This is a genomic window from Aeromonas sp. WP2-W18-CRE-05, from assembly GCF_014168615.1.
Classification (GTDB): domain Bacteria; phylum Pseudomonadota; class Gammaproteobacteria; order Enterobacterales; family Aeromonadaceae; genus Aeromonas; species Aeromonas caviae.
The window spans coordinates 4545684-4566264 of record NZ_AP021917.1 but is presented as its reverse complement, the minus strand read 5'-3'; the positions used below and the strand labels follow the sequence as shown (position 1 = coordinate 4566264).

General features: G+C 62.3%; 19 protein-coding genes and 3 tRNA genes. 15 read left to right on the top strand and 7 right to left on the bottom strand.

Annotation, left to right across the window (positions count from 1 at the left end; translation table 11 throughout):
* Positions 1-41: 41 nt before the first annotated feature.
* Positions 42-515, bottom strand: a complete 474-nt coding sequence (locus H7R73_RS21395) for a DUF1097 domain-containing protein (protein ID WP_042014355.1) — start codon at positions 513-515, stop codon at positions 42-44.
* Between the two features lie 371 nt (positions 516-886).
* Between H7R73_RS21395 and msrP the strand changes: the two genes are divergently transcribed.
* Positions 887-1897 carry a protein-methionine-sulfoxide reductase catalytic subunit MsrP gene (msrP, locus tag H7R73_RS21390; RefSeq protein ID WP_103260920.1) on the top strand — a complete coding sequence of 337 codons (1011 nt, stop codon included), beginning with the start codon at positions 887-889 and terminating at the stop codon, positions 1895-1897.
* A gap of 91 nt (positions 1898-1988) precedes the next feature.
* A complete protein-coding gene (locus H7R73_RS21385) occupies positions 1989-2642 on the top strand; it encodes a protein-methionine-sulfoxide reductase heme-binding subunit MsrQ (protein ID WP_103260919.1) in 654 nt (217 codons plus the stop codon).
* Between the two features lie 10 nt (positions 2643-2652).
* Here the strand turns inward: H7R73_RS21385 and H7R73_RS21380 are convergent, their stop codons facing one another.
* Positions 2653-2901, bottom strand: a complete 249-nt coding sequence (locus H7R73_RS21380) for a PepSY domain-containing protein (RefSeq protein WP_010675973.1) — start codon at positions 2899-2901, stop codon at positions 2653-2655.
* A 63-nt stretch (positions 2902-2964) separates the two neighbouring features.
* On the opposite strand from H7R73_RS21380, the gene H7R73_RS21375 reads away from it, so the two are divergent.
* From H7R73_RS21375 to H7R73_RS21360, 4 genes are all read left to right on the top strand, one after another.
* A complete protein-coding gene (locus H7R73_RS21375; protein ID WP_010675972.1) occupies positions 2965-3297 on the top strand; it encodes a PepSY domain-containing protein in 333 nt (110 codons plus the stop codon).
* An 87-nt stretch (positions 3298-3384) separates the two neighbouring features.
* A complete protein-coding gene (locus H7R73_RS21370) occupies positions 3385-4041 on the top strand; it encodes a response regulator transcription factor (RefSeq protein WP_005332666.1) in 657 nt (218 codons plus the stop codon).
* Positions 4042-4078: 37 nt separating this feature from the next.
* Complete coding sequence (locus tag H7R73_RS21365) at positions 4079-5425, top strand: sensor histidine kinase (RefSeq protein ID WP_010675971.1); 1347 nt, start codon at positions 4079-4081, stop codon at positions 5423-5425.
* Between the two features lie 100 nt (positions 5426-5525).
* The gene (locus H7R73_RS21360; RefSeq protein WP_010675970.1) at positions 5526-5987 is read left to right on the top strand and encodes a hypothetical protein; all 462 of its coding nucleotides are present in this window, start codon (positions 5526-5528) and stop codon (positions 5985-5987) included.
* Positions 5988-6431: 444 nt separating this feature from the next.
* Here H7R73_RS21360 and torA read toward each other — a convergent pair whose 3' ends face one another.
* Positions 6432-8912, bottom strand: coding sequence for a trimethylamine-N-oxide reductase TorA (gene torA, locus H7R73_RS21355; RefSeq protein WP_103260918.1), 2481 nt, complete (start codon positions 8910-8912; stop codon positions 6432-6434).
* A 22-nt stretch (positions 8913-8934) separates the two neighbouring features.
* The gene (locus tag H7R73_RS21350) at positions 8935-10065 is read right to left on the bottom strand and encodes a NapC/NirT family cytochrome c (protein ID WP_182951407.1); all 1131 of its coding nucleotides are present in this window, start codon (positions 10063-10065) and stop codon (positions 8935-8937) included.
* A 298-nt stretch (positions 10066-10363) separates the two neighbouring features.
* On the opposite strand from H7R73_RS21350, the gene H7R73_RS21345 reads away from it, so the two are divergent.
* Entirely contained in the window at positions 10364-12373 is a 2010-nt protein-coding gene (locus H7R73_RS21345; RefSeq protein WP_103260917.1) for a DNA topoisomerase III, read from the top strand.
* Positions 12374-12447: 74 nt separating this feature from the next.
* Here H7R73_RS21345 and H7R73_RS21340 read toward each other — a convergent pair whose 3' ends face one another.
* Entirely contained in the window at positions 12448-13803 is a 1356-nt protein-coding gene (locus H7R73_RS21340) for a TrkH family potassium uptake protein (protein ID WP_103260916.1), read from the bottom strand.
* Entirely contained in the window at positions 13800-14453 is a 654-nt protein-coding gene (locus H7R73_RS21335; RefSeq protein ID WP_103260915.1) for a potassium channel family protein, read from the bottom strand. Before H7R73_RS21335 ends, H7R73_RS21340 begins: the two co-directional genes overlap by 4 nt.
* A gap of 125 nt (positions 14454-14578) precedes the next feature.
* Here H7R73_RS21335 and murB point away from each other — a divergent pair, with 125 nt between their 5' ends.
* Together murB and birA are read left to right on the top strand one after the other, a co-directional pair.
* Entirely contained in the window at positions 14579-15616 is a 1038-nt protein-coding gene (gene murB, locus H7R73_RS21330; protein WP_103260914.1) for a UDP-N-acetylmuramate dehydrogenase, read from the top strand.
* Complete coding sequence (birA, locus tag H7R73_RS21325) at positions 15613-16578, top strand: bifunctional biotin--[acetyl-CoA-carboxylase] ligase/biotin operon repressor BirA (protein ID WP_042864793.1); 966 nt, start codon at positions 15613-15615, stop codon at positions 16576-16578. Before murB ends, birA begins: the two co-directional genes overlap by 4 nt.
* 76 nt (positions 16579-16654) lie before the next feature.
* Here the strand turns inward: birA and coaA are convergent, their stop codons facing one another.
* Complete coding sequence (coaA, locus tag H7R73_RS21320; protein WP_029314861.1) at positions 16655-17593, bottom strand: type I pantothenate kinase; 939 nt, start codon at positions 17591-17593, stop codon at positions 16655-16657.
* A gap of 263 nt (positions 17594-17856) precedes the next feature.
* On the opposite strand from coaA, the gene H7R73_RS21315 reads away from it, so the two are divergent.
* The 6 genes from H7R73_RS21315 (at position 17857) to nusG (ending at position 20533) form a co-directional block, all read left to right on the top strand.
* Positions 17857-17941, top strand: a tRNA-Tyr gene (locus tag H7R73_RS21315).
* Between the two features lie 38 nt (positions 17942-17979).
* Positions 17980-18054 (top strand) — tRNA-Gly (locus H7R73_RS21310).
* Positions 18055-18226: 172 nt separating this feature from the next.
* Positions 18227-19411, top strand: coding sequence for an elongation factor Tu (tuf, locus tag H7R73_RS21305; RefSeq protein WP_005306325.1), 1185 nt, complete (start codon positions 18227-18229; stop codon positions 19409-19411).
* A gap of 52 nt (positions 19412-19463) precedes the next feature.
* Positions 19464-19540, top strand: a tRNA-Trp gene (locus H7R73_RS21300).
* 60 nt (positions 19541-19600) lie between these two features.
* Positions 19601-19972, top strand: a complete 372-nt coding sequence (gene secE / locus H7R73_RS21295) for a preprotein translocase subunit SecE (RefSeq protein ID WP_010675960.1) — start codon at positions 19601-19603, stop codon at positions 19970-19972.
* Between the two features lie 9 nt (positions 19973-19981).
* Positions 19982-20533, top strand: coding sequence for a transcription termination/antitermination protein NusG (gene nusG, locus H7R73_RS21290; RefSeq protein ID WP_010675959.1), 552 nt, complete (start codon positions 19982-19984; stop codon positions 20531-20533).
* The last annotated feature ends 48 nt before the right edge of the window (positions 20534-20581 follow it).

Here is a 20581-nt window from a genome sequence, read left to right as displayed (position 1 = left end):
TCGATGACGGGCCGCCCCTCTGGTTTCCGACAGAATCGGCCTCAGGCCGGATCGCTGACGCCGCCGGTGGAGAGGGTCTTCTGGGAGAGCCAGAGGCCGCTCGCCTTCATCAGATAGCCAAACAGGGCGCCGATGATGAGGGAGGGCAGAATGAGCCGCCACTCGCCTGCGGCGCCGAAGGTGGCACAGCACCCGGCGAAGGTGCCGGGAATGTAGGCGAGCCACTGCTGCCGGGCCTGCACGCACATCAGGGTGGCCACCACCCCTGTCATCAGATAGCCCGCCATGCCAGCCCCCCACCAGGTCTCCCCGTGGATCAGCAGGAGTGCCCACAGCATGCCGGTGGTGTTGCACAGCAGGGTCTGCAACAGCGCCTTGTAACCGCCACTCGAGGCGAAGTAGCTGGTGCAGCCGAGGAAACCGACCCAGGAGATGAGACCGAGTGCGGCGGCCAGTCCACCCCAGACGGCGGAGAGGATCCCGGTCGTGATGGCGATGGCGAACAGTGGGCTCATGGGGTGACTCTCAGTGGTTGAATCCGGAAAAGGAGGCAGCCTACTCCGCGGTAGAGCGGCAGCAAGCGGGGGCCGGATTGTGTGTGATCACGATCACTCTTTGCAACTCTGGAATACGCTTGCGCTCGCGAAAAAAATTCATTGGAGGCGCCGCAGACCTTGTTCCATAGTTAGAGGCCCTGTCCTGCTCATGGAGTGAGTCTGATGGTGCCAAACGTGATCGTTCCTCTGCTGGTGTTCGTAGTGCTCTTCCTGGCCGGTACCATGGCCAAGGCACTGCCCCTTAACCAACTCATGTAATTCTGTGTGAAATAAAACTCGGCCGGGGCGGGTCTTATGGTTGTCAACCTCATCGTCCCGGGAGTTTTTTCATGTTGATCAAGCGCCGTACTTCTCATCACCCCACCGAACAGGATGTCACGCCGGAAACCGTCTATCAGGATCGTCGCCGCATCCTGAAAGGGCTGGGCCTGGGCGTCGGTGCCGCCACCCTGGCGTTTCCGGTGAAGGCCAGCCTGCTGGATCTCTTCGCACCGGACAAGCCGGCCACCGTGGCCCCCACCAGACCCCTTGACATCCGTGCCGCGACCCGGCCAGAGGGATTGATCCTCACCCCGGAGGAGAAGGCCACCACCCACAACAATTTCTACGAGCTGGGGACCGACAAGGGGGATCCGGCCCGCAACGGCCATTACCTCAAGCCCGAGCCCTGGACCCTGAAGGTGGAAGGGGAGGTAGCCAAACCCTTCACCCTGGATGTGTGGGATCTCATCAACAAGAGCACGCTGGAGGAGCGCATCTATCGGCTGCGCTGCGTGGAGGCCTGGTCCATGGTGCTGCCCTGGAGCGGCATTGCGCTGGCGGATCTGATCCGCCGTGCCAAGCCCACCAGTCGCGCCAAGTTCGTGGCCTTCGAGACGCTCTATGATCCGGAACAGTTGCCGGGGCAGGCCTCCCGTGCTCTGGGGGGCGGCATCGAATATCCCTATGTGGAGGGCTTGCGCCTCGACGAGGCCATGCACCCCCTCTCCTTCCTCGCCATGGGGCTCTATGGCAAGACCCTGCCCGCCCAGAACGGGGCTCCCATCCGGCTGGTGGTGCCCTGGAAGTACGGCTTCAAGAGTATCAAGAGCATCGTCTCCATCCGCCTGGTGGAGGAGATGCCCCCCACCACCTGGAACCTGCTGGCCCCCAACGAATATGGTTTCTATGCCAACGTCAATCCGCAAGTGGATCACCCGCGCTGGAGCCAGGCGAGCGAGCGTTTCATCGGCGAGGGGGGCATCTTCGGTGCCAAGCGCCAGCCGACCCTGATGTTCAACGGCTACGGGGACGAGGTGGCGTCCCTCTATCAGGGGATGGATCTGCGTAAATGGTATTGAGACTGACGCTCTGTCCGAATGATCTCTTGCCTCCTTCTCCCCCGGTGGGAGAGGGGATGAGAAGCGGGAAAAACATGACGGGAACTGCAATATGATGCCGAGACTGAAAACAGCCCATGTCAACGGCTTGCGGGCGCTGGTGCACCTTGGTTCGCTCGGCTTTCTGCTCTGGCTGGGCTATGCCGTGCCAGCCGGGCTGCTGGGGGGGGATCCGGTCCAGGGGCTGACCCATTACCTTGGCAAGGGGGCCCTCCACCTGCTGTTGCTGACCCTGCTGGTGTCGCCGCTCGCCAAGCGCTGGCGCCAGGGGCAGCTCATCAAGCTGCGCCGCCCCCTCGGGCTCTGGTGCGCCGCCTGGGCGTCCCTGCACTTCATGGTCTGGCTGGGGCTGGATCTGCAGTTCGACTGGGGGCTGATTGGCGGCGAGCTGGTCAAGCGCAGCTACATAGTGGTGGGCATGGTGGCGCTGCTGCTGTTGCTGGCGCTCGGCATCACCTCGATCCCGGCCCTGTTGCGGCGCATGGGGCCGGCCTGGCAGAAGCTGCACAACTGGATCTACGGGGTGGCTCTGCTGGTGCCGGTACACTACTGGTGGTCGGTCAAGAGCGGCTGGCAGGAGCCGCTCATCTATCTGGTGCTGGCGGGCGCCCTGCTGTGGCCACGGCGGGAAAAGCTGCTGCGCCCCTGGCGCAGGCGAGCACAAGTAGCCGGGAGGGGGGCGGCGCAACAGCCGTCACGCCCATAGCAAAAGAGGCCTATTCGGCCTCTTTTTTGGTGATCTCGCCGGTGTTGGCATCGACCTGCAACTGGACGCGCTGATCGTCGGCATTCAGGGTATCGACCTCGAATTTGTCCCCTTCCAGCTCCACTTCCCGAATGTCGTGATACCCTTGTGCCAGCAACAACTTGACCAGTCCGGCCATGTCGAGACGTGTCTGCGCCGCCCAGCCAAAGGTGGAAAAGAGGCACAAGATCAGCAGGATACTGCGTGGGATCATATTCATTCCGGATTCATGGCTGGCACACTATAAACGGCATTATGTTAGGTTTTGAGAGATGAATCACCCATGAATAGCGCGCTGCCCCTGCTTGGATTGTTGCTGCCGATGCTGGTTCAGGCGGCCCAGCCGAACGAGGCCTTGCTGCAACAGGCGGTCAGCGAGGGGCGGGTCCGCCCTTTTCATGAGTTGATGGAGGTGGCCTCCCGCCTGCCGGTGCGCGTGCTGCGCGTCGATCTGGGTGAGGAGGATGGCGTCTGGCTCTACGAGCTCAGGCTCATCGACGAGGAGAACAGCGTCATCAAGGTGGGCTACCGGGCTGACAATCTGGAGATGGTGTGGCTCAAGGGTCACCATCTGGAGCGCCTGTTCGCTCCGCGCCCGCCCCCGGAAGAGGAGTAACGGCGTGAGTCCGCGAACCTGCCGTCGTCCGGTTCGTCCCCCCAACCGTTGCCGGTGCCGGCACAACTCTGTTTTGGATACCCATGTATGCGCATTCTGATAGTTGAAGATGAAAAGATCCTCGCGGGCCAGCTGGCGGAACAGCTGCGTCTGTCCGGTTTCGTCACCGATCTCTGCCACGATGGCAACGAGGCGGGCTTTCTCGGCGAGACCGAACCCTATGACGCCATCATCCTGGATCTCGGCCTGCCCGGTCGCGACGGCCTGAGCGTACTGAAGGAGTGGCGCAGCAAGGGGATGGACACCCCGGTGCTGGTGCTGACCGCCCGTGGACAGTTGCACGAGAAGATTGAAGGGCTCAACGCCGGGGCGGACGACTACCTCACCAAGCCCTTCCAGGTGGCGGAGCTGGTGGCCAGGGTGCAGGCGCTGGTGCGCCGGGCGGCGGGGAACGCCAGCTCCATCCTCGAGATCGGTGGCGTGCGTCTCGACATGGCGGCCTCCCAGGTGTGGTACGAAGGGACCCCCATCAAGCTCACCGCCCACGAGTTCCGGGTGCTGGGCTACCTGATGCAGCACAGGGGCAAGGTGGTGTCGCGCAGCGAGCTGATCGACCACATCTATGCCCAGGATTTCGATCGCGACTCCAACACCGTAGAAGTGTTCATCGGCCGCATTCGCAAGAAGACCCACGCCGATCTCATCGAGACGGTGCGCGGCCTCGGCTACCGGATCAACGAATGAGCCGGATCCCGATGCCGTTGTGTGCCGGAGCGACTGAATGAGGCTGGTGCGTACCCTGCGGGGACGGCTGGTGGTCATCGCCATGGTCTGGTGCGGCCTATTCCTGTTCGCTACCGGCTTCAGCCTGCAGACCATGATGCGCAACTACTGGCAGGAGGCGGAGGCCGATGGCCTGCGCCTGCAGCTCTACGATCTGCTCTCCCGCCTCGAGATCCAGCCGGACGGCATGCCGGTGGTCACCGAGCCCATGGCCGACCCCCGTTATCGCCAGCCCTACTCCGGCTACTACTGGCAACTGGAGCTGGGGGAGACGGTGGTCAGTCGCTCCCGCTCCCTGTGGGATGCCCATTTGAGCGCCCACGGCCTGAAGTCGGCCTTCGGCGATCCGGACCTCTTCGTCGGCAAGGGGCCCAACAAGGAGCCCCTGCTCATCATGACCCGTACCGTGCTGCTGCCGGGGTCTGATCGGGTCTTCACCCTGGTGATGGCCAAGGACAGCAGCGCCCTGACCCAGACCCTGAAGAAGACCCGCATCAGCCTGTTCCTCGGCCTCGGCTTCGCCGCCACCGGCCTGGTGCTCGGCTTCATGTTCCAGATCCTCTACGGTCTGCGCCCGCTGCACCTGCTGCGCCGCGAGCTGAGCCGCGTCCATCAGGGTCATCAGGAGGGGTTCCGGCTGCGCTACCCCCTGGAGATCCAGCCGCTGGTGGAGGACATCAACCGTCTGCTGCACCACTATGGCGAGCTGCTGCAACGAGCCCGCTCCCACACCGGCAACCTGGCCCACGCCCTCAAGACGCCGCTCAGCATCATGCGCAACCAGGTGACCCAGTTGCCGCCGGAGGATCAGGCCGCCCTCGGCGAGCAGCTCGACCAGATCCAGCGCCACATCGACTACCACCTCGGCAAGGCGCGGGTGACCGGCGCCGCCAAGATCCTCGGGGTGTCGACCCCGGTGCGGGCCCGGGTGGAGTACATCTGCCGCGCCTTCTCCCGCCTCTATCCCGGCAAGACGGTGGACTTGCAGGTGCCGGTCAATCTGGCGGTCGGGGTGGAGGAGCAGGACTTCGACGAGATGGTGGGCAACCTGCTGGAGAACGCCTTCAAGTGGTCCGCCAGCGAGCTGCGCATCTCCAGTGCCGAGCTGGGGGGCTGGATCACCCTGCGCATCGAGGACGACGGCCCCGGCATGAGCGAGGATCAGATCGCCAAGGCGGTGCTGCGGGGGGTGCGCCTCGACGAGAAGGTGCCGGGCTCGGGCCTTGGCCTCAACATCGTTTCGGATCTCGCGGAAGCCTATCGCGGCAGTCTCATCATGGGGCGGGCCGAGCTGGGGGGGCTCGCCGCTTCCCTCTCCCTGCCCAAGGTGGCCAGGGTCGAGTGACGGGGCTCCCCGTCGGGGCCCCTTTTGTGCCGCCGTGCTGGCAAGGGTGCGGCACCCGGCATAAGATACGTCTCTTGTTTCAGGTGTAGGAAGGGTAGCAATGACTGACGATCCTTGGGCTTTGTGCCATCTCGATGATTCGTTCGATGCCTCGGTGCTGGGCACCAAGGGGGCCCAGATCCAGTGGTTCGAGGACAGGGATGCCCTGATCCAGTTCCTGCTGGAGGATTTTGTCGACCTGCTGGCCGACGTGGGCGAGCTGGACGAGGATCAGACCGAGAGCGCCCGCGAGCGCTTCACCCTGCTGGTGGAGCAGAGCCTGGATGATCGCACCCTGATGGATGCCATCAACGATCTCGCCTCCGGCCTGCGCCGCATTGCCTGGCTGGGGCCCCTCTCCGAACTGGCTGAGTTGAGCGACGACTTCGCAAGCGGGCTGCGAGCCTTCTTCTGGAGCCAGTATGACGGTGACGAGGATGACCCCGAGGCCTGGGTGCCGGAAGATCTCTGGCCCCAGCTGGTGGAGTGTGCCGAAGAGTACATGGTGGAAGGAGACTTCTGAGCCACCTTGTCCGCGCTCTGGCTGCAAGGCGGGTGGAGTGTGCCGAAGAGTACAGGGTGGAAGGAGACTTCTGAGCCACCTTGTCCGCGCTCTGGCTGCAAAGCGGGTGGAGTGTGCCGAAGAGTACATGGTGGAAGGAGACTTCTGAGCCACCTTGTCCGCGCTCTGGCTGCAAGGCGGGTGGAGTGTGCCGAAGAGTACATGGTGGAAGGAGACTTCTGAGCCACCTTGTCCGCGCTCTGGCTGCAAGGCGGGTGGAGTGTGCCGAAGAGTACAGGGTGGAAGGAGACTTCTGAGCCACCTTGTCCCCACTCTGGCTGCAAGGCGGGTGGAGTATGCGGAAGAGTATATGGTTGAGGGTGACTTGTGATTCAGAGCCACACCACAAACTGCGATAAGAAAACGGCGCCTTGATGGCGCCGTTTTTGTTGCTCAGTCCTCTACTCAGCCGTTGGCCGGTACCTCGTGCGCCGTGTTGGCGAGCACTGGCCCGATATACTTCTCTATCTGCAATTGGGCCATGTGGCCGCAGTTGCCCTGGGCCAGACTGGACGAGCCCTCGTCGAAGGTGAGGCAGTTGACGTTGCCGTTCTTGCAGATGCTGCCCGCTTCCCCCGGCTTGGCCGGATCGTACCAGGCCCCTTCACACACCCGCACTACCCCGGGCCGGATATCGGCGGAGATCAGGGCCCCCACCAGGATCTGGCCGCGCTCGTTGAAGGCCCGCACCAGATCCCCCTGAGCGATGCCACGGGCCTTGGCGTCGGCGGGATGGATCAGGATCGCCTCGCGGTCGGCGATGGCGAACTTGTCTCGCAGCGGGGTGTTGTCGAGCTGGGAGTGCAGCCGCTGGGTCGGGTGGGAGGTGTTGAGCGACAGCGGATAGCGCGCCGCCACCTCGCTCTTCACCCACTCCTTGGGCTCATACCACTTGGGATGACCGGTGCAGTCGGCATAACCCATCCCCGCCACCGTGTTGGAGAAGATCTCGATCTTGCCGGACGGGGTACCGAGCGGGTTGAGCAGCGGGTTTTCGCGAAAATCGGCGTGACGGATCCACTGGCGGTTGGCTTCCGGGATCGGGAAGCGGATGTAGTTGTTGGACTCCCAGAACATGTTGAACGGCGGCAGTGCCACCCGGGCGCCACGGGCCTGGGCCGCCATGCCGTCGTACATCTGCTTGAGCCACAGCATCTCGTCCTTCCCTTCGGTGTACTGCTCCTGCACGCCCAGCTTGGCGGCGATGGCGCTGAAGATGTCGAAGTCGTTGCGGGCTTCAAACTGGGGTGGCACGCACTGGTGCATCGGGAACACATAGCGCTGGGAGTAGTCGCCCCCCATCTCCAGATCGTTGCGCTCGTAGCTGGTGGTGACCGGCAGCACGATATCGGCGTGCTTGGCGGTAGCGGTCCAGTAGGGTTCGTGCACGATCACGGTCTGCGGCTTGCGCCACGCCTGCAGCAGATTGTTGGTGTCCTGATGGTGGTGGAAGGGGTTGCCGCCCGCCACGTAGACCAGTTTGATGTCCGGATAGGTCACCTTGCGGCCGTTGAAGTCGATGGTCTTGCCCGGGTTGGCGAGACAATCGGCGATACGGGCCACCGGGATCGGTGCCGGGCTGTTCTTCGGTGCGTTGCCGGCGGAGATACCCGCCAGAATGCCGCCCTTGGCGGTGGGGCTGCCACCGGAGGAGTAGTGGTAGCTGAAGCCGTAGCCACCACCCGGCAGACCGATCTGGCCCAGCATGGAGGCCAGGGTCACCAGCATCCAGTTCGGCTGTTCGCCATGTTGCTGACGCTGCATGCCCCAACCGGCCATGATCATGGTGCGCTTGGACGCCATGTCGAGGGCCAGCTGGTGGATCACCTTGGCATCGACGCCGCAGACGCTGCTCGCCCACTCCGCGCTCTTCGGTTGGCCGTCATCCTTGCCGAGCAGGTAGGCGAGGAACTTGTCGAAGCCGACGGTGTAGCGATAGAGGAAGGCCTGATCGTGCTTCTTCTCGCTGTAGAGGGTGTGAGCCACACCCAGCATCATGGCCACGTCGGTGTAGGCGTTCGGCGCAATCCACTCGGCGCCGACCAGCTTGGCGGTCTCGTTGTAGATGGGATCGATGCTGATGACGCGGGTGCCTTTCTCTTTCAGCGCCTTGAAGCCAGCCTGACCCTCGTGATCCGGCATGTTCCAGCTGTTTTTCAGGGTGACTTGGGCGTTGACCCCCCACAGCACCACCAGTTCGGCGTTCTCCACCACGTTGGGCCAGGCGGTCTGCTGCTCGTACACCTCGATGGAGCCCATCACGTGGGACATGATCACCTGGGCCGCGCCGGTGGAGTAGTCACCGGCATAACCGGTAAAGCCGCCGGAGAGGTTCATCAGGCGGTGCAGCAGGGTGCGGCTGTTGTGGAACATGCCCACGCTCTTCCAGCCGTAGGATCCGGCGTGGATCGCCTGGGGGCCGAAATCAGACTGGACGCGCTGGATCTCGCCGGCCACCAGTTCGATGGCCTTCTCCCAGCTCACTCGCACCCACTCGTCGGCACCGCGCAGCTCCGGTCTGGCACCCGGGCCGTGCTCCAGCCAGCTCTTGCGCACCATGGGGTACTTGATGCGGTTCTTGGCGTGGACCTGGAACGGCGCCATATCGATGAGGTCATTCGGTGCCGGATCGTCGGCCACCGGCTGGACCCGCACCATGCGGCCCTCGGAGACGATGGCCTCGAAGGCCCCCCAGTGGGCGCCGGTCAGGATGCCCTTCTGGGCGGGCACCAGGGTGGGGAACTGCTCAAGGGCCGTGCTGACGGCCTTGGCCAGGGCGCTTTTCGGGAAGAGACCGGCCAGCAGGGGCAGAGCGGCACAGGCCCCCAGCCCCTTGAGCAGAGTACGGCGGGAGAGGTTGGTCTGTTGGTCATTGAAAAAAGTCATGGGAGAGTCCTCTGTTCCTGCCTTAATGGGCCGCGCTCATGTCGCTGGCATGTTTCTGCACGTATTGGGTGAGCATGCGCGCCTGCTCCGGGGTGAGGGAGGTACGAGACTCCATCCCCTTGATGACGCCGATCCACTGGTTGGCGTTGAAGTGATCCAGCGCGGTGAGGCCGTGACAGCCGGTGCAGTTGTTGGACATCAGGGTGGAGGCGTATTGCCACAGCTTGCCCTGATCGCCGATGAGCTGGCTCTGGTCGACCCAGGCGGTCAGGCTGACCTGATGCCAGGTGAGGTTGGTGGCGCTGTCGGTCTCGCTCTTGCCGGTCACGAGGGCTTTTCTGGCGGCTTCGCCGACCAGCACGCTCAGGATCCGTTTGCCGGGGGCGGCGTAGAACACCTCGCTCACCCCGTCCTGCTGCCAGCCGTCGATGCGCACCTGGGCGCGGCCGTTGTCGTTGGCCAGCACTTCCACCTGGGTGGAGGGCATCAGGGTACCTTCGTCAGTCTTGGCGCCGGCATCCAGATAGAGCGGGATGGTGGCGATGGCATAGCGGGTGGTGACGGTGGCCGGGGTCTGGGCGGCGGCTTGCGCCAGCTCGCTGGCACCGGCGGCGGCCAGGCCGCTCATGTCCGGCATGATGTGGGCGACGCCGCGGTGGCAGTCGATGCAGGTCTGACCCTCCTTGATGGCGACCGGGTGCTCGGCGCGGGCATTGGGGCGCTGGGCCAGGATGTCCATGGCAGCGTAGCTGTGGCAACTGCGACAGGTGGCGGAGTCATTGGCCTTGAGCTGATCCCACACGGTCTGGGCCATGCGCAGCTTGTGGGCCTCGTATTTTTCCGGGGTGTCGAGGGTGCCGATCGCCTCGTGATAGATGTCTTTCACGGCGCGGATCTTGGTCCAGAGATAGGCGGCGGGTTCACTGGGGATGTGGCAGTCGGCGCACTCGGCGCGGATCCCCTTCACGTTCTGGAAGTGGACACTGCCCTGATATTCGGCGAGGGGGGTCTGCATGGAGTGGCAGGAGACGCAGAACTCGGTGGAGCTGGTCTTGTGCAGCACGGTGACGGTGACGCCCAGTGCAGCGACCCCCAGCAGGGCCCCGAGCAGCAGAAGCCAGAACCAGGTCTTTCTCAACAGTTTTCCAAGCATGGTGACGGTGTCCTTCGAATTCGGGTATTACCAATATAGTAGTAGTCCCAAGATTCGATGGGTTGACCTCGGTCATGATTTTTATTTCGACATGCAAGTAATTTTTGGTTTTGTTTTTTGTTTGGACATGCTTTTTTGAATTTTAATCGCACTTTTACCCTTCAACGGGAGCGGGATGTCCTGTGATGGGGGCGATGCCCAAGCCGGGGCGGGGAGGCCGCGCACCACCCCGGGGCTTGGGGTTTGCGGTGAGAGGATTGTATACTGTTCACATATACAGTATTCAGGTGTATCCATCATGCGACTCTTTATCGCCGAGAAACCCAGCCTTGGCCGCGCCATCGCCGATGTCCTCCCCAAACCTCACAAGAAGGGGGAGGGTTTCATCGAGACGGCGCAGGGAGACGTGGTGACCTGGTGCATCGGCCACCTGTTGGAGCAGGCCGAGCCCGATGCCTACGATGCCGCCTACAAGCAGTGGCGCATGGAATCCCTCCCCATTGTCCCGACCCAGTGGCAGCTGGTGGCCAAACCCAAGACCAAGGCCCAGCTGGCCGTCATCAAGGGGCTCATCAAGCAGGCGGACTGCGTGGTCAACGCCGGTGACCCGGACAGGGAAGGGCAACTGCTGGTGGACGAGGTGATCGACTTTCTCGGTTATCCCAAGACCAAACCGGTTCAGCGCTGCCTCATCAGCGATCTCAATCCCCCCGCCGTGCGCCGCGCCCTCGACAAGCTCAGGGACAACAAGGAGTTCGTGCCGCTGGCGGTGTCGGCGCTGGCCCGTAGCCGTGCCGACTGGCTCTATGGCATCAACATGACCCGGGCCTATACCCTGCTTGGCCGCAGGGGGGGCTGCAGCGAACTGCTGTCGGTGGGCCGGGTACAGACCCCCTTGCTCGGTCTGGTGGTGCGCCGGGATCTCGAGATCGAGGCCTTCGTTCCCAAGCCGTTCTACGAGGTGATGGCCCATCTGCTGACCCAGGGCAACGAACGTTTCACCGCCAGGTGGCTGCCATCGGAGGCCTGCCTGCCCTGGCAGGATGAGGAGGGACGGGTGCTCAACCGGGCGCTGGCCGCCAAGGTGGTGGAGCGGATCCAGGGGCAGCCTGCCTGGGTGGAGGCGGTGGAGGAGCAGGCGCGCAAGCAGGCGGCGCCGCTCCCCTACAACCTCTCCAGCCTGCAGATCGATGCGGCCAAGCGCTTTGGCATGGATGCCAAGCGGGTGCTGGACGTCTGCCAGAGTCTCTACGAGCGGCACAAGCTCATCACCTACCCCAGATCCGACAGCCGTTATCTGCCAAGCGATCACTTCCATCGGGCGCCCCAGGTGCGGGAGGCCATAGCCGCCACGGCGCCGGCCCTGGCGAAGGCGGTGGCCGAGGCGGACGGCAAGATCCGCAGCAAGGCGTGGAATGACGGCAAGGTGGATGCCCATCACGCCATCATCCCCACCGAGAAGCACGGCAACCTGGCCAGCCTCTCCGCCGACGAGGGCAAGCTCTATGGCCTGGTCGCCCGCCAGTACCTGCTGCAGTTCTATCCCCCGTTCGAGTACAACGACAGCAAGGTGTTGCTGCGCATCGCCGGGGGCCTGTTCCAGGCCAAGGCGCGCCGCATCCTCAAGGCGGGCTGGAAGGCGCTGCTCGGAGTGGAAGAGGATGACGAGGAGGAGGCGGGAACCCTGCCTGCCCTGAAAGAGGGGGAGGAACTGCTGTGCGAGCGGGGGGAGCTGCTGGAGAAGATGACCCAGCCCCCCAAGCCGTTTACCGATGCCACCCTGCTGGCCGCCATGACTGGCATCGCTCGTTATGTGCAGGATCCCGAGATCCGCAAGACCCTGCGGGAGACCGATGGCCTCGGCACCGAGGCGACCCGGGCCGGGATCATCGATCTGCTGTTCAAGCGCCGCTTCCTGGTGCGCCAGGGCAAGAGCATCAAGGCCACCCCGACCGGGCGAGCCCTGGTCCAGGCGCTGCCCGCGACCGCCACGACACCGGACATGACGGCACTGTGGGAGCAGAGTCTGGGCCAGATCGCTGAACGTCACGGCAGCTACCAGCAGTTCATGGGGCCGCTCACCGAGCAGCTCAACGGCCTGATCGAGGGGGCCCGGCAGGATTCCGGCGCCAGCTTCAGCGCGCTGCTCAAGGCGGCGCCCGGTGACAGCAAGCAGCGCTTTGCCCGCCGCAAGCGGACTGCGTCCACCGCCGCACGCCCCCGTACGAGCACGGGCAAGAGTGCTCGTGCGGGGAAGAGCCCTGGAAAGAGCACTGGCAAGGGGACGACCAGGGGCAAGGCGGCCTGAGGCCGGCGAGCGCTGTGATCACATAAAAATTAAGAAGAGAGGCCAGTGGCCCCTCTTTGCATGGATGGAGCGGCTTACCCCGTATAGACGCTCTCTTCCGGATAACGGATGCGGGTCTCCACCGGGCGGGCCAGCATGATCGCCAGGGTGAGGGGCCCCAGACGGCCGCAGATCATCACCAGCACCAGGATCAGTTTGCCCGGTTCGCTCAGTGAGGCGGTGATGCCGGTGGACAGTCCCACGGTGGCAAAGGCCGAGATGGTCTCGAACATGATCTTGTCGAATGATTGCGACTCCGTGAGCATCAGCAGGAACATCGCCAGCATCAGCACCATGGTACTGACGATGATGATGGCCAGGGAGCGGGTCACTATCTGGGGTGACAGGGTGCGGCCGAAGGCGGTGACATGGGGGCGCTTGGTCAGAAACGCCCGGGTCGCCAGCAGGACGACGGCAAAGGTGGTGACCTTGATACCGCCCCCGGTCGAGGTTGCCCCGGCACCGATGAACATCAGCATCATCATGAACAGCAGGGAGGCCGGCACCATCTGGCCGATATCCACCGTGTTGAAGCCCGCCGTGCGCGCGGTGGCCGACTGGAAGAAGGCTGCCAGCCACTGGCTCCCGAAGGAGGCGTTGCACAGGGTGCCCGGGTTGTTGTGCTCCAGCAGCCAGAACATCAGGGTCCCCAGCAGCAGCAGGGCAGGGGTCATCAGCAGCATCAGCTTGCTGTGCAGTTTCAGCTTGCGCCAGCGGCGGTTGCGCACCAGGTCGACGATGACGGTGAAGCCTACCCCCCCCAGGATCAGCAGGGCCGGTATGGTCAGGCTGATGATGGGGTCATCCCGGTAGTCCATGAGGTTGTTGGCAAACAGCGAGAAGCCGGCGTTGTTGAAAGCCGACACCGCGTGGAAGAAGCTGACGTAGAGGCCGTGGCCCCAGCCCATGTCGGGCACCCAGCGAATGGCCATGATGGCGGTGCCGATCAGCTGGGCAATCAGGGCGAACAGGACGATGCGCTTCACCAGCTGGACGATGTTGACGGATCCCTCCTGGCCCAGCGCCTCCTTGGCCAGCACCTGCTGGCGCAGCCCGACCCGCTTGCTGAACATGGCGATGAGCAGCAGTGTCATGGTCATCTGGCCGAGACCACCAATCTCCATCAATATCAACAGGATGATCTGCCCCTGCAGGGTGAAGGCGGTACCGGTATCCACCACCCCGAGGCCGGTCACGCTGATGGCGGAGGTGGCGGTGAACAGGGCGTTGATGACGGTGACCTCACCCTTGTGGCTGGAGGGCTGGACCAGAAACAGGGTGCCAACCAGCAGGATGATGAGGAAACTGCCCAGGATGAGCTTGGCCTCGCTCCAGCGGGAGTTGTCTTCCCGATGCAGGGTGAAGGCGTAGTTGCTGCGCCAGTTGATCATAGGGTGTCGAGCCAGTGATCGATGGCGTGCTTGTTGCCGGCCAGGATCAGGATGTCACCGAGTTGCAGCTCCATCTTGCCGGTCAGGACGTTGTGCAGCACCTCACCCCGCTTGATGGCCAACAGCTGGAAATCGCTTTGCAGCAGCAGGCGCAAGTCGGCCAGGGTGCGGGTGTTTTGCTGCAAGCCGATCACGAACTCGGTCAGCACCATGTCGTGACCCAGCTCCAGGTAGTCGAACAGCCGGTTGTCCAGCATGCTCTGGGCTACCCGGCGGCCCATGTCCCACTCCGGGTTGATCACCTTGTCCGCGCCCACCTTCTGCAGGATCTTGGCGTGGAACTTGTCGCGGGCCTTGACCCAGACCTTCTTCACGCCCGCCTCTTTCAGCACCAGCGTGGTCAGGATGCTGGTCTCCAGGTTGTCGCCGATGGCGACAAAGACGATGTCGAAATTCGCCAGGCCCAGTTCGGCGACCGTGGCCTCGTCGGTGGCATCGGCCACGATGACGTGGTTGCAGAGGGTGGCTATCTGGCGGGTCTTGCTCTCGTCGATGTCGATGGCCAGTACCTCGGCATTCTGGCGCTGCAACTCTTCGCACAAGGCGCTGCCAAACAGGCCCAGGCCGATGACGGCGAATTGATTGTTCATGCATGCTTCCTCAGCGGGATGAAGGGATTACTCTACTCCAGCGCCGTGAGTCCGAAAAGTGTCCGGGTTTTTTGTCCCGGGGGATCTGGGGTAAACTGCGCCCTTGTCCTTGTCGGAACACACAGATGAAACTCACCCCCCATGCCTCCCTGTCGACCCTCAATACTCTGGGCCTGGACGCACACTGCCTCTGGCTGGCCGATGTGACCGGGCCGGATGATCTCGCGCAGCTGCGGACCAACCCGGAGTTGGCCCCCTTGCCGCGTCTGGTGCTGGGAGGAGGAAGCAACATCCTGTTCTGCGATGACTTTGCCGGTCTGGTGGTCCACAACGGCCTGAAAGGGATCACGCTGCACGAGGAGTCCGAGCATTGGCTGCTGCACGTGGCGGCAGGTGAAAACTGGCACGAGCTGGTATGCCACGCCCTGCAACAGGGCTGGCACGGGCTGGAGAACCTGGCACTCATTCCTGGGACGGTCGGGGCGGCCCCGGTACAGAACATCGGTGCCTACGGGGTCGAGCTGGCCAGCGTCTGTACCTACGTGGAGGCGTTCAACTGGCAGAGTGGCGAGGTTGAGCGCATCGCGGCGGCCGACTGCCGGTTCGGTTACCGTGACAGCATCTTCAAGCACGACTATCAGGACTCCCACTTCATCACCGCCGTCGGTCTGCGCCTGCCCAAGGCATGGCGCCCGGTCGCCGGCTATGGCCCGCTGGCGGCGCTGGGAGATGCCCCTTCGCCACAGGCCATTTTCGACACCGTCTGTGCCACCCGCATGGCCAAGCTGCCGGATCCGGCGTTGCTGGGCAACGCGGGCAGTTTCTTCAAAAACCCTGTGGTGCCCGCCGCCCTGGCCGAGACCCTGAAACAGCAATACCCGCAGATGCCCTGCTACCCCGCAGCAGAAGGGCAGGCAAAGCTGGCGGCTGGCTGGCTCATTGATCAATGCGGTCTCAAGGGGTTTGCCATCGGTCGTGCCGCCGTCCATCAGGAGCAGGCGCTGGTGCTGGTGAATCTGGGGGGCGCCAGCGCCATGGAGCTCATCGCGCTGGCGGCCCACGTCCGCGACAGCGTGGAACACCAGTTCGGTGTGGTGCTGGAACATGAGGTGCGCTTCATGGGGCGCAGCGGTGAAACCTGGCTCGACGAGGTACTGGCATGACCCTGACCCCCGTCAGACAGACCCTGATCACCCTGCTCAGCGACGGCCAGTTCCATTCCGGTGAGCAGCTGGGCGAGCGCCTTGGCATCAGCCGGGCGGCGGTGAGCAAGCACATGGCCGCGCTCAAGGATCTGGGGCTGGATCTCTTCAGCCTGACCGGCAAGGGCTATCGGCTGGCGGTGCCCATGGCCCTCTATGACGAGGGGCGGCTGCAGGCAGAGGCACCGATGGCACCGGTGCACTGCTTCCCTGTCATCGACTCCACCAACCAGTACCTGCTGGAGCGGGTCAACACCCTGAGCTCCGGGGAAAGCTGTCTGGCCGAGTGCCAGACCGCCGGGCGGGGACGTCGTGGCAAACCCTGGGTTTCTCCCTTCGGTTGCCAGCTGATCCTGAGCATGTACTGGCGGCTTGAGCAGGGCATGGCGGCCGCCATGGGACTGAGTCTCGCGGTCGGCGTGGCGGTGGTCGAGGCGCTGGAGTCCCTCGGTTATCCCGGGGTGGAGCTCAAGTGGCCGAACGACCTCTATTACCAGGGCCGCAAGTTGGCGGGCATCCTGGTGGAGATGAGCGGCAGTGCGGGTGCCAGCTGCCATCTGGTGATCGGGGTCGGCCTCAATCTGGCGATGCCGAGTCGGGAGGGAGAGAAGATCGATCAGGCCTGGTCCGAGCTGCGCCATATCCAGCCCGAGCTGGTGGATCGCAACGAGCTGGCCGCCTGCGTGCTGCTGCACCTGCAACAGGCCATGCAAACCTTCGAACAGACGGGGTTGGCGAGTTTTGTCGAGAGCTGGAACCGGCTCGACCACTTCGCCGGCCAGCCGGTGAAGCTGCTGATGGGAGAGCAGGTGATCCGCGGGATTGCCCGGGGGATCGACGAACGCGGAGCCCTGCGTCTGGAGACGGAAGAGGGGCTCAAGCTCTATCTGGGAGGGGAACTCTCCCTGCGGCGGGGGGACTGAACCCATACGCTCATGAGGACTGAATGGAAGAGGGGGCCTGCGGGCCCCCTCTTCCATGTATGCACTGCGACAGTGGTCACTTGCGCAGCTTGATCTGCTCGATGGCGTGCTCATTGCCCTTGGTGAGGATGAGGTTGGCCCGCTCCCGGGTCGGCAAGATGTTCTCTTGCAGATTCAGGTAGTTGATATCCTGCCAGATGTTGTTGGCGATCTCGGTCGCCTCGCTCTCGGCCAGCTTGGCGTAGTGGTGGAAATAGGAGTCGGGATCCGAGAAGGCGCCGCTGCGGAATTTGAGAAAACGATCGATGTACCAGGTGCGCAGCAGCTCGGCGTCGGCATCCACATAGATGGAGAAGTCGACGAAGTCCGACACGAACACGCGATGAGGGTCCTGGGGATAGTCCATGCCGCTTTGCAGCACATTGAGCCCCTCCAGGATCAGGATGTCCGGCTGCTCCACCACCTTCTTCTCGTCGGGCAGGATGTCATAGATGAGGTGGGAGTAGACGGGGGCCTCGACCTTCTCGTGGCCGGCGCGGATATTGGCGACAAATTCCACCAGATGGCGGATGTCATAAGACTCGGGGAACCCCTTGCGACGCATCAGGCCACGGGCTTCCAGCTCCTTGTTGGGAAACAGGAAGCCGTCGGTGGTGACCAGCTCCACCCTGGGGTGCTCCGGCCAGCGCTCCAGCAATGCCTGAAGGATACGGGCCGTGGTGCTCTTTCCCCCCGCCACGCTGCCGGCAATGCTGATGATATAGGTGCCCTTGCCGCGGGACTGACCGAGAAACTGCTCCAGCACCCGGCTGCGGCGCTGCTTGGCCTTGACGTAGAGATTGAGGAGACGGGAGAGGGGCAGGTAGATCTCTTCCACTTCTCGCAATGACACCTTCTCATTGATCCCGCGCAGGGTCTGCAGATCGTGCTCGGTCAGGGTCAGGGGGACCGCATCGCGCAATAACGCCCATTGTTCGCGGGTGAATTGCAAATAGGGGTTATGCTCTGTCGTCATGGTGTCATCACTGTTTCTTGGGCAGGGCGACCATACACCAAGGGATCGGGAGCGACAAGGGACGCGTCCGGTCGGGACGGAGAAGGAGCGTTTTTTTGCCTGGAACCCGGCATAAATGCACATTTTGCAAGGTGCAATGGTTGCATCCCCAAAATCCTTACCATAAAATGCGCGACGCTTGGATGTCTGTCGTCTATTTGCCGAGCAAAAGCGACAAAAACAACGGGTGCAAGCAGAATTACCGTTGTGGCATTTATGCAACTGGAGGGGTTCCCGAGCGGCCAAAGGGATCAGACTGTAAATCTGACGGCTCTGCCTTCGAAGGTTCGAATCCTTCTCCCTCCACCATATTTCTCTGCGGTTTGAGTTCTTTGGGTTAGAGAAATGCGGGCATCGTATAATGGCTATTACCTCAGCCTTCCAAGCTGATGATGCGGGTTCGATTCCCGCTGCCCGCTCCAAGATGCTGATATGGCTCAGGTAATTCTGAGAGCCACACCTTAGGGTGAGTTCGGCAATCGAACCAGCCTGTCAGCACCAACCTCTCTACTCCCCTTGATTCAAATCCATCATATAAACTGTTCTGTGGTTAGCTTGCCACCGCGTACTCAGCGTTAGTTTAGAGGGACGATCATGTCTAAAGAAAAATTTGAGCGTAATAAACCGCACGTTAACGTGGGTACCATCGGCCACGTTGACCACGGTAAAACCACCCTGACCGCCGCCATCACCAACGTGCTGGCCAAGCACTTCGGTGGTAAAGCTTTCGCCTTCGACCAGATCGACAAGGCACCGGAAGAGCGTGAGCGTGGTATCACCATCAACACCTCCCACGTAGAATACGACACTGCTACCCGCCACTACGCCCACGTAGATTGCCCGGGTCACGCCGACTACGTTAAAAACATGATCACCGGTGCTGCCCAGATGGACGGCGCAATCCTGGTAGTAGCAGCGACTGACGGCCCGATGCCGCAGACTCGTGAGCACATCCTGCTGGGTCGTCAGGTAGGCGTTCCGTACATCATCGTGTTCATGAACAAGTGCGACATGGTAGATGACGAAGAGCTGCTGGAACTGGTCGAGATGGAAGTTCGCGAACTGCTGTCCGAGTACGACTTCCCGGGTGATGACCTGCCGGTAGTCCGTGGTTCCGCACTGAAAGCGCTGGAAGGCGAAGCTCAGTGGGAAGAGAAGATCCTGGAACTGGCTGGCCACCTGGACACCTACATTCCGGAGCCGGAGCGTGCCATCGACCAGCCGTTCCTGATGCCTATCGAAGACGTCTTCTCCATCGCAGGCCGTGGTACCGTAGTTACCGGTCGTGTAGAGCGCGGTATCGTCAAGGTTGGTGAAGAAGTGGAAATCGTTGGTATCAAAGATACCACCAAGACCACCTGTACCGGCGTTGAAATGTTCCGCAAACTGCTGGACGAAGGTCGTGCAGGTGAGAACGTTGGCGCGCTGCTGCGTGGCGTGAAGCGTGAAGACGTAGAGCGTGGTCAGGTACTGGCCAAGCCGGGCACCATCAAGCCGCACACCAAGTTCGAATCCGAAGTGTACGTGCTGTCCAAAGAAGAAGGTGGTCGTCACACCCCGTTCTTCAAGGGCTACCGTCCGCAGTTCTACTTCCGTACTACCGACGTGACCGGTACCATCGAACTGCCGGAAGGCGTAGAGATGGTCATGCCGGGCGACAACATCAAGATGGTTGTTACCCTGATTGCCCCGATCGCGATGGACGACGGCCTGCGTTTCGCCATCCGTGAAGGTGGCCGTACCGTAGGTGCTGGTGTTGTAGCCAAAGTTATCGCTTAATCTTGGCTTACATAAATAAAGCAAAGCCCCTATAATAGGGGCTTTCTTATGCAGGGGCGTAGTTCGAATTGGTAGAACAGCGGTCTCCAAAACCGATGGTTGCGGGTTCGAGTCCTGCCGCCCCTGCCATATACCTCGTCTCGTACGGGGCTTTTGTGTCTTTGGTTACGTCAGATACAGGTGGGTTGTATGAGTGTTAGTTCTGAGGGTCAGGGCGGAAGCAAGGATACCCTGCTTTGGGGCCTGGTTTTCATTATCCTGGCGGCCGCTGTAGTGGGCAATTACCTGCTGAGCGACGTTATTGCTGCCGTCCGCGCCCTGGGTGTGGTCGTTGTCATCGCCGCTGCCGGTGCAGTGGCCCTGCAAACCACCAAGGGCAAGGCAACACTGGCGTTTGCCCGTGAGTCTCGCCTGGAAGTCCGCAAGGTCGTATGGCCGACCCGTCAGGAAGCCATTCAGACAACCCTGATTGTGCTGGCGGTGACTGCCGTGATGGGGCTGCTGCTGTTCGTGTTGGACGGCGCCTTGGTCTGGTTGGTCAACCTGATTACCGGTGTGTAAGGATAAGCCATGACTGAACAACGTGAACAGCGTATGAGATGGTATGTCGTGCAGGCATTTTCCGGCTACGAAGGCCGTGTTGCCAAATCCCTGCGTGAACATATCAAGATGCATGGCATGGAAGAGCTGTTTGGTGAAGTGCTGGTCCCGACCGAAGAAGTGGTCGAGATGCGTGCTGGCCAGAAGCGCAAGAGTGAGCGCAAATTTTTCCCAGGATACGTCCTGGTCCAGATGGTGATGGATGAAACCACATGGCACTTGGTACGCAATGTACCGCGCGTCATGGGCTTCATCGGCGGTACTTCCGACCGTCCGGCTCCGATCTCCGATAAAGAAGCGGATGCCATCCTCAACCGTCTGCAAGATGCCCACGACAAACCGCGTCCGAAAACCCTGTTTGAACCGGGTGAGATGGTCCGGGTTGCCGATGGTCCGTTCGCCGACTTCAACGGTACCGTTGAAGAGGTAGACTACGAAAAGAGCCGCGTGAAGGTCTCCGTACTGATCTTCGGCCGCTCAACGCCGGTAGAACTGGATTTTGGTCAGGTCGAAAAAGGCTGATTAATCTCTGTACGTTTAACGGTTGTCAGGGGCAGCGATTATCTCTAT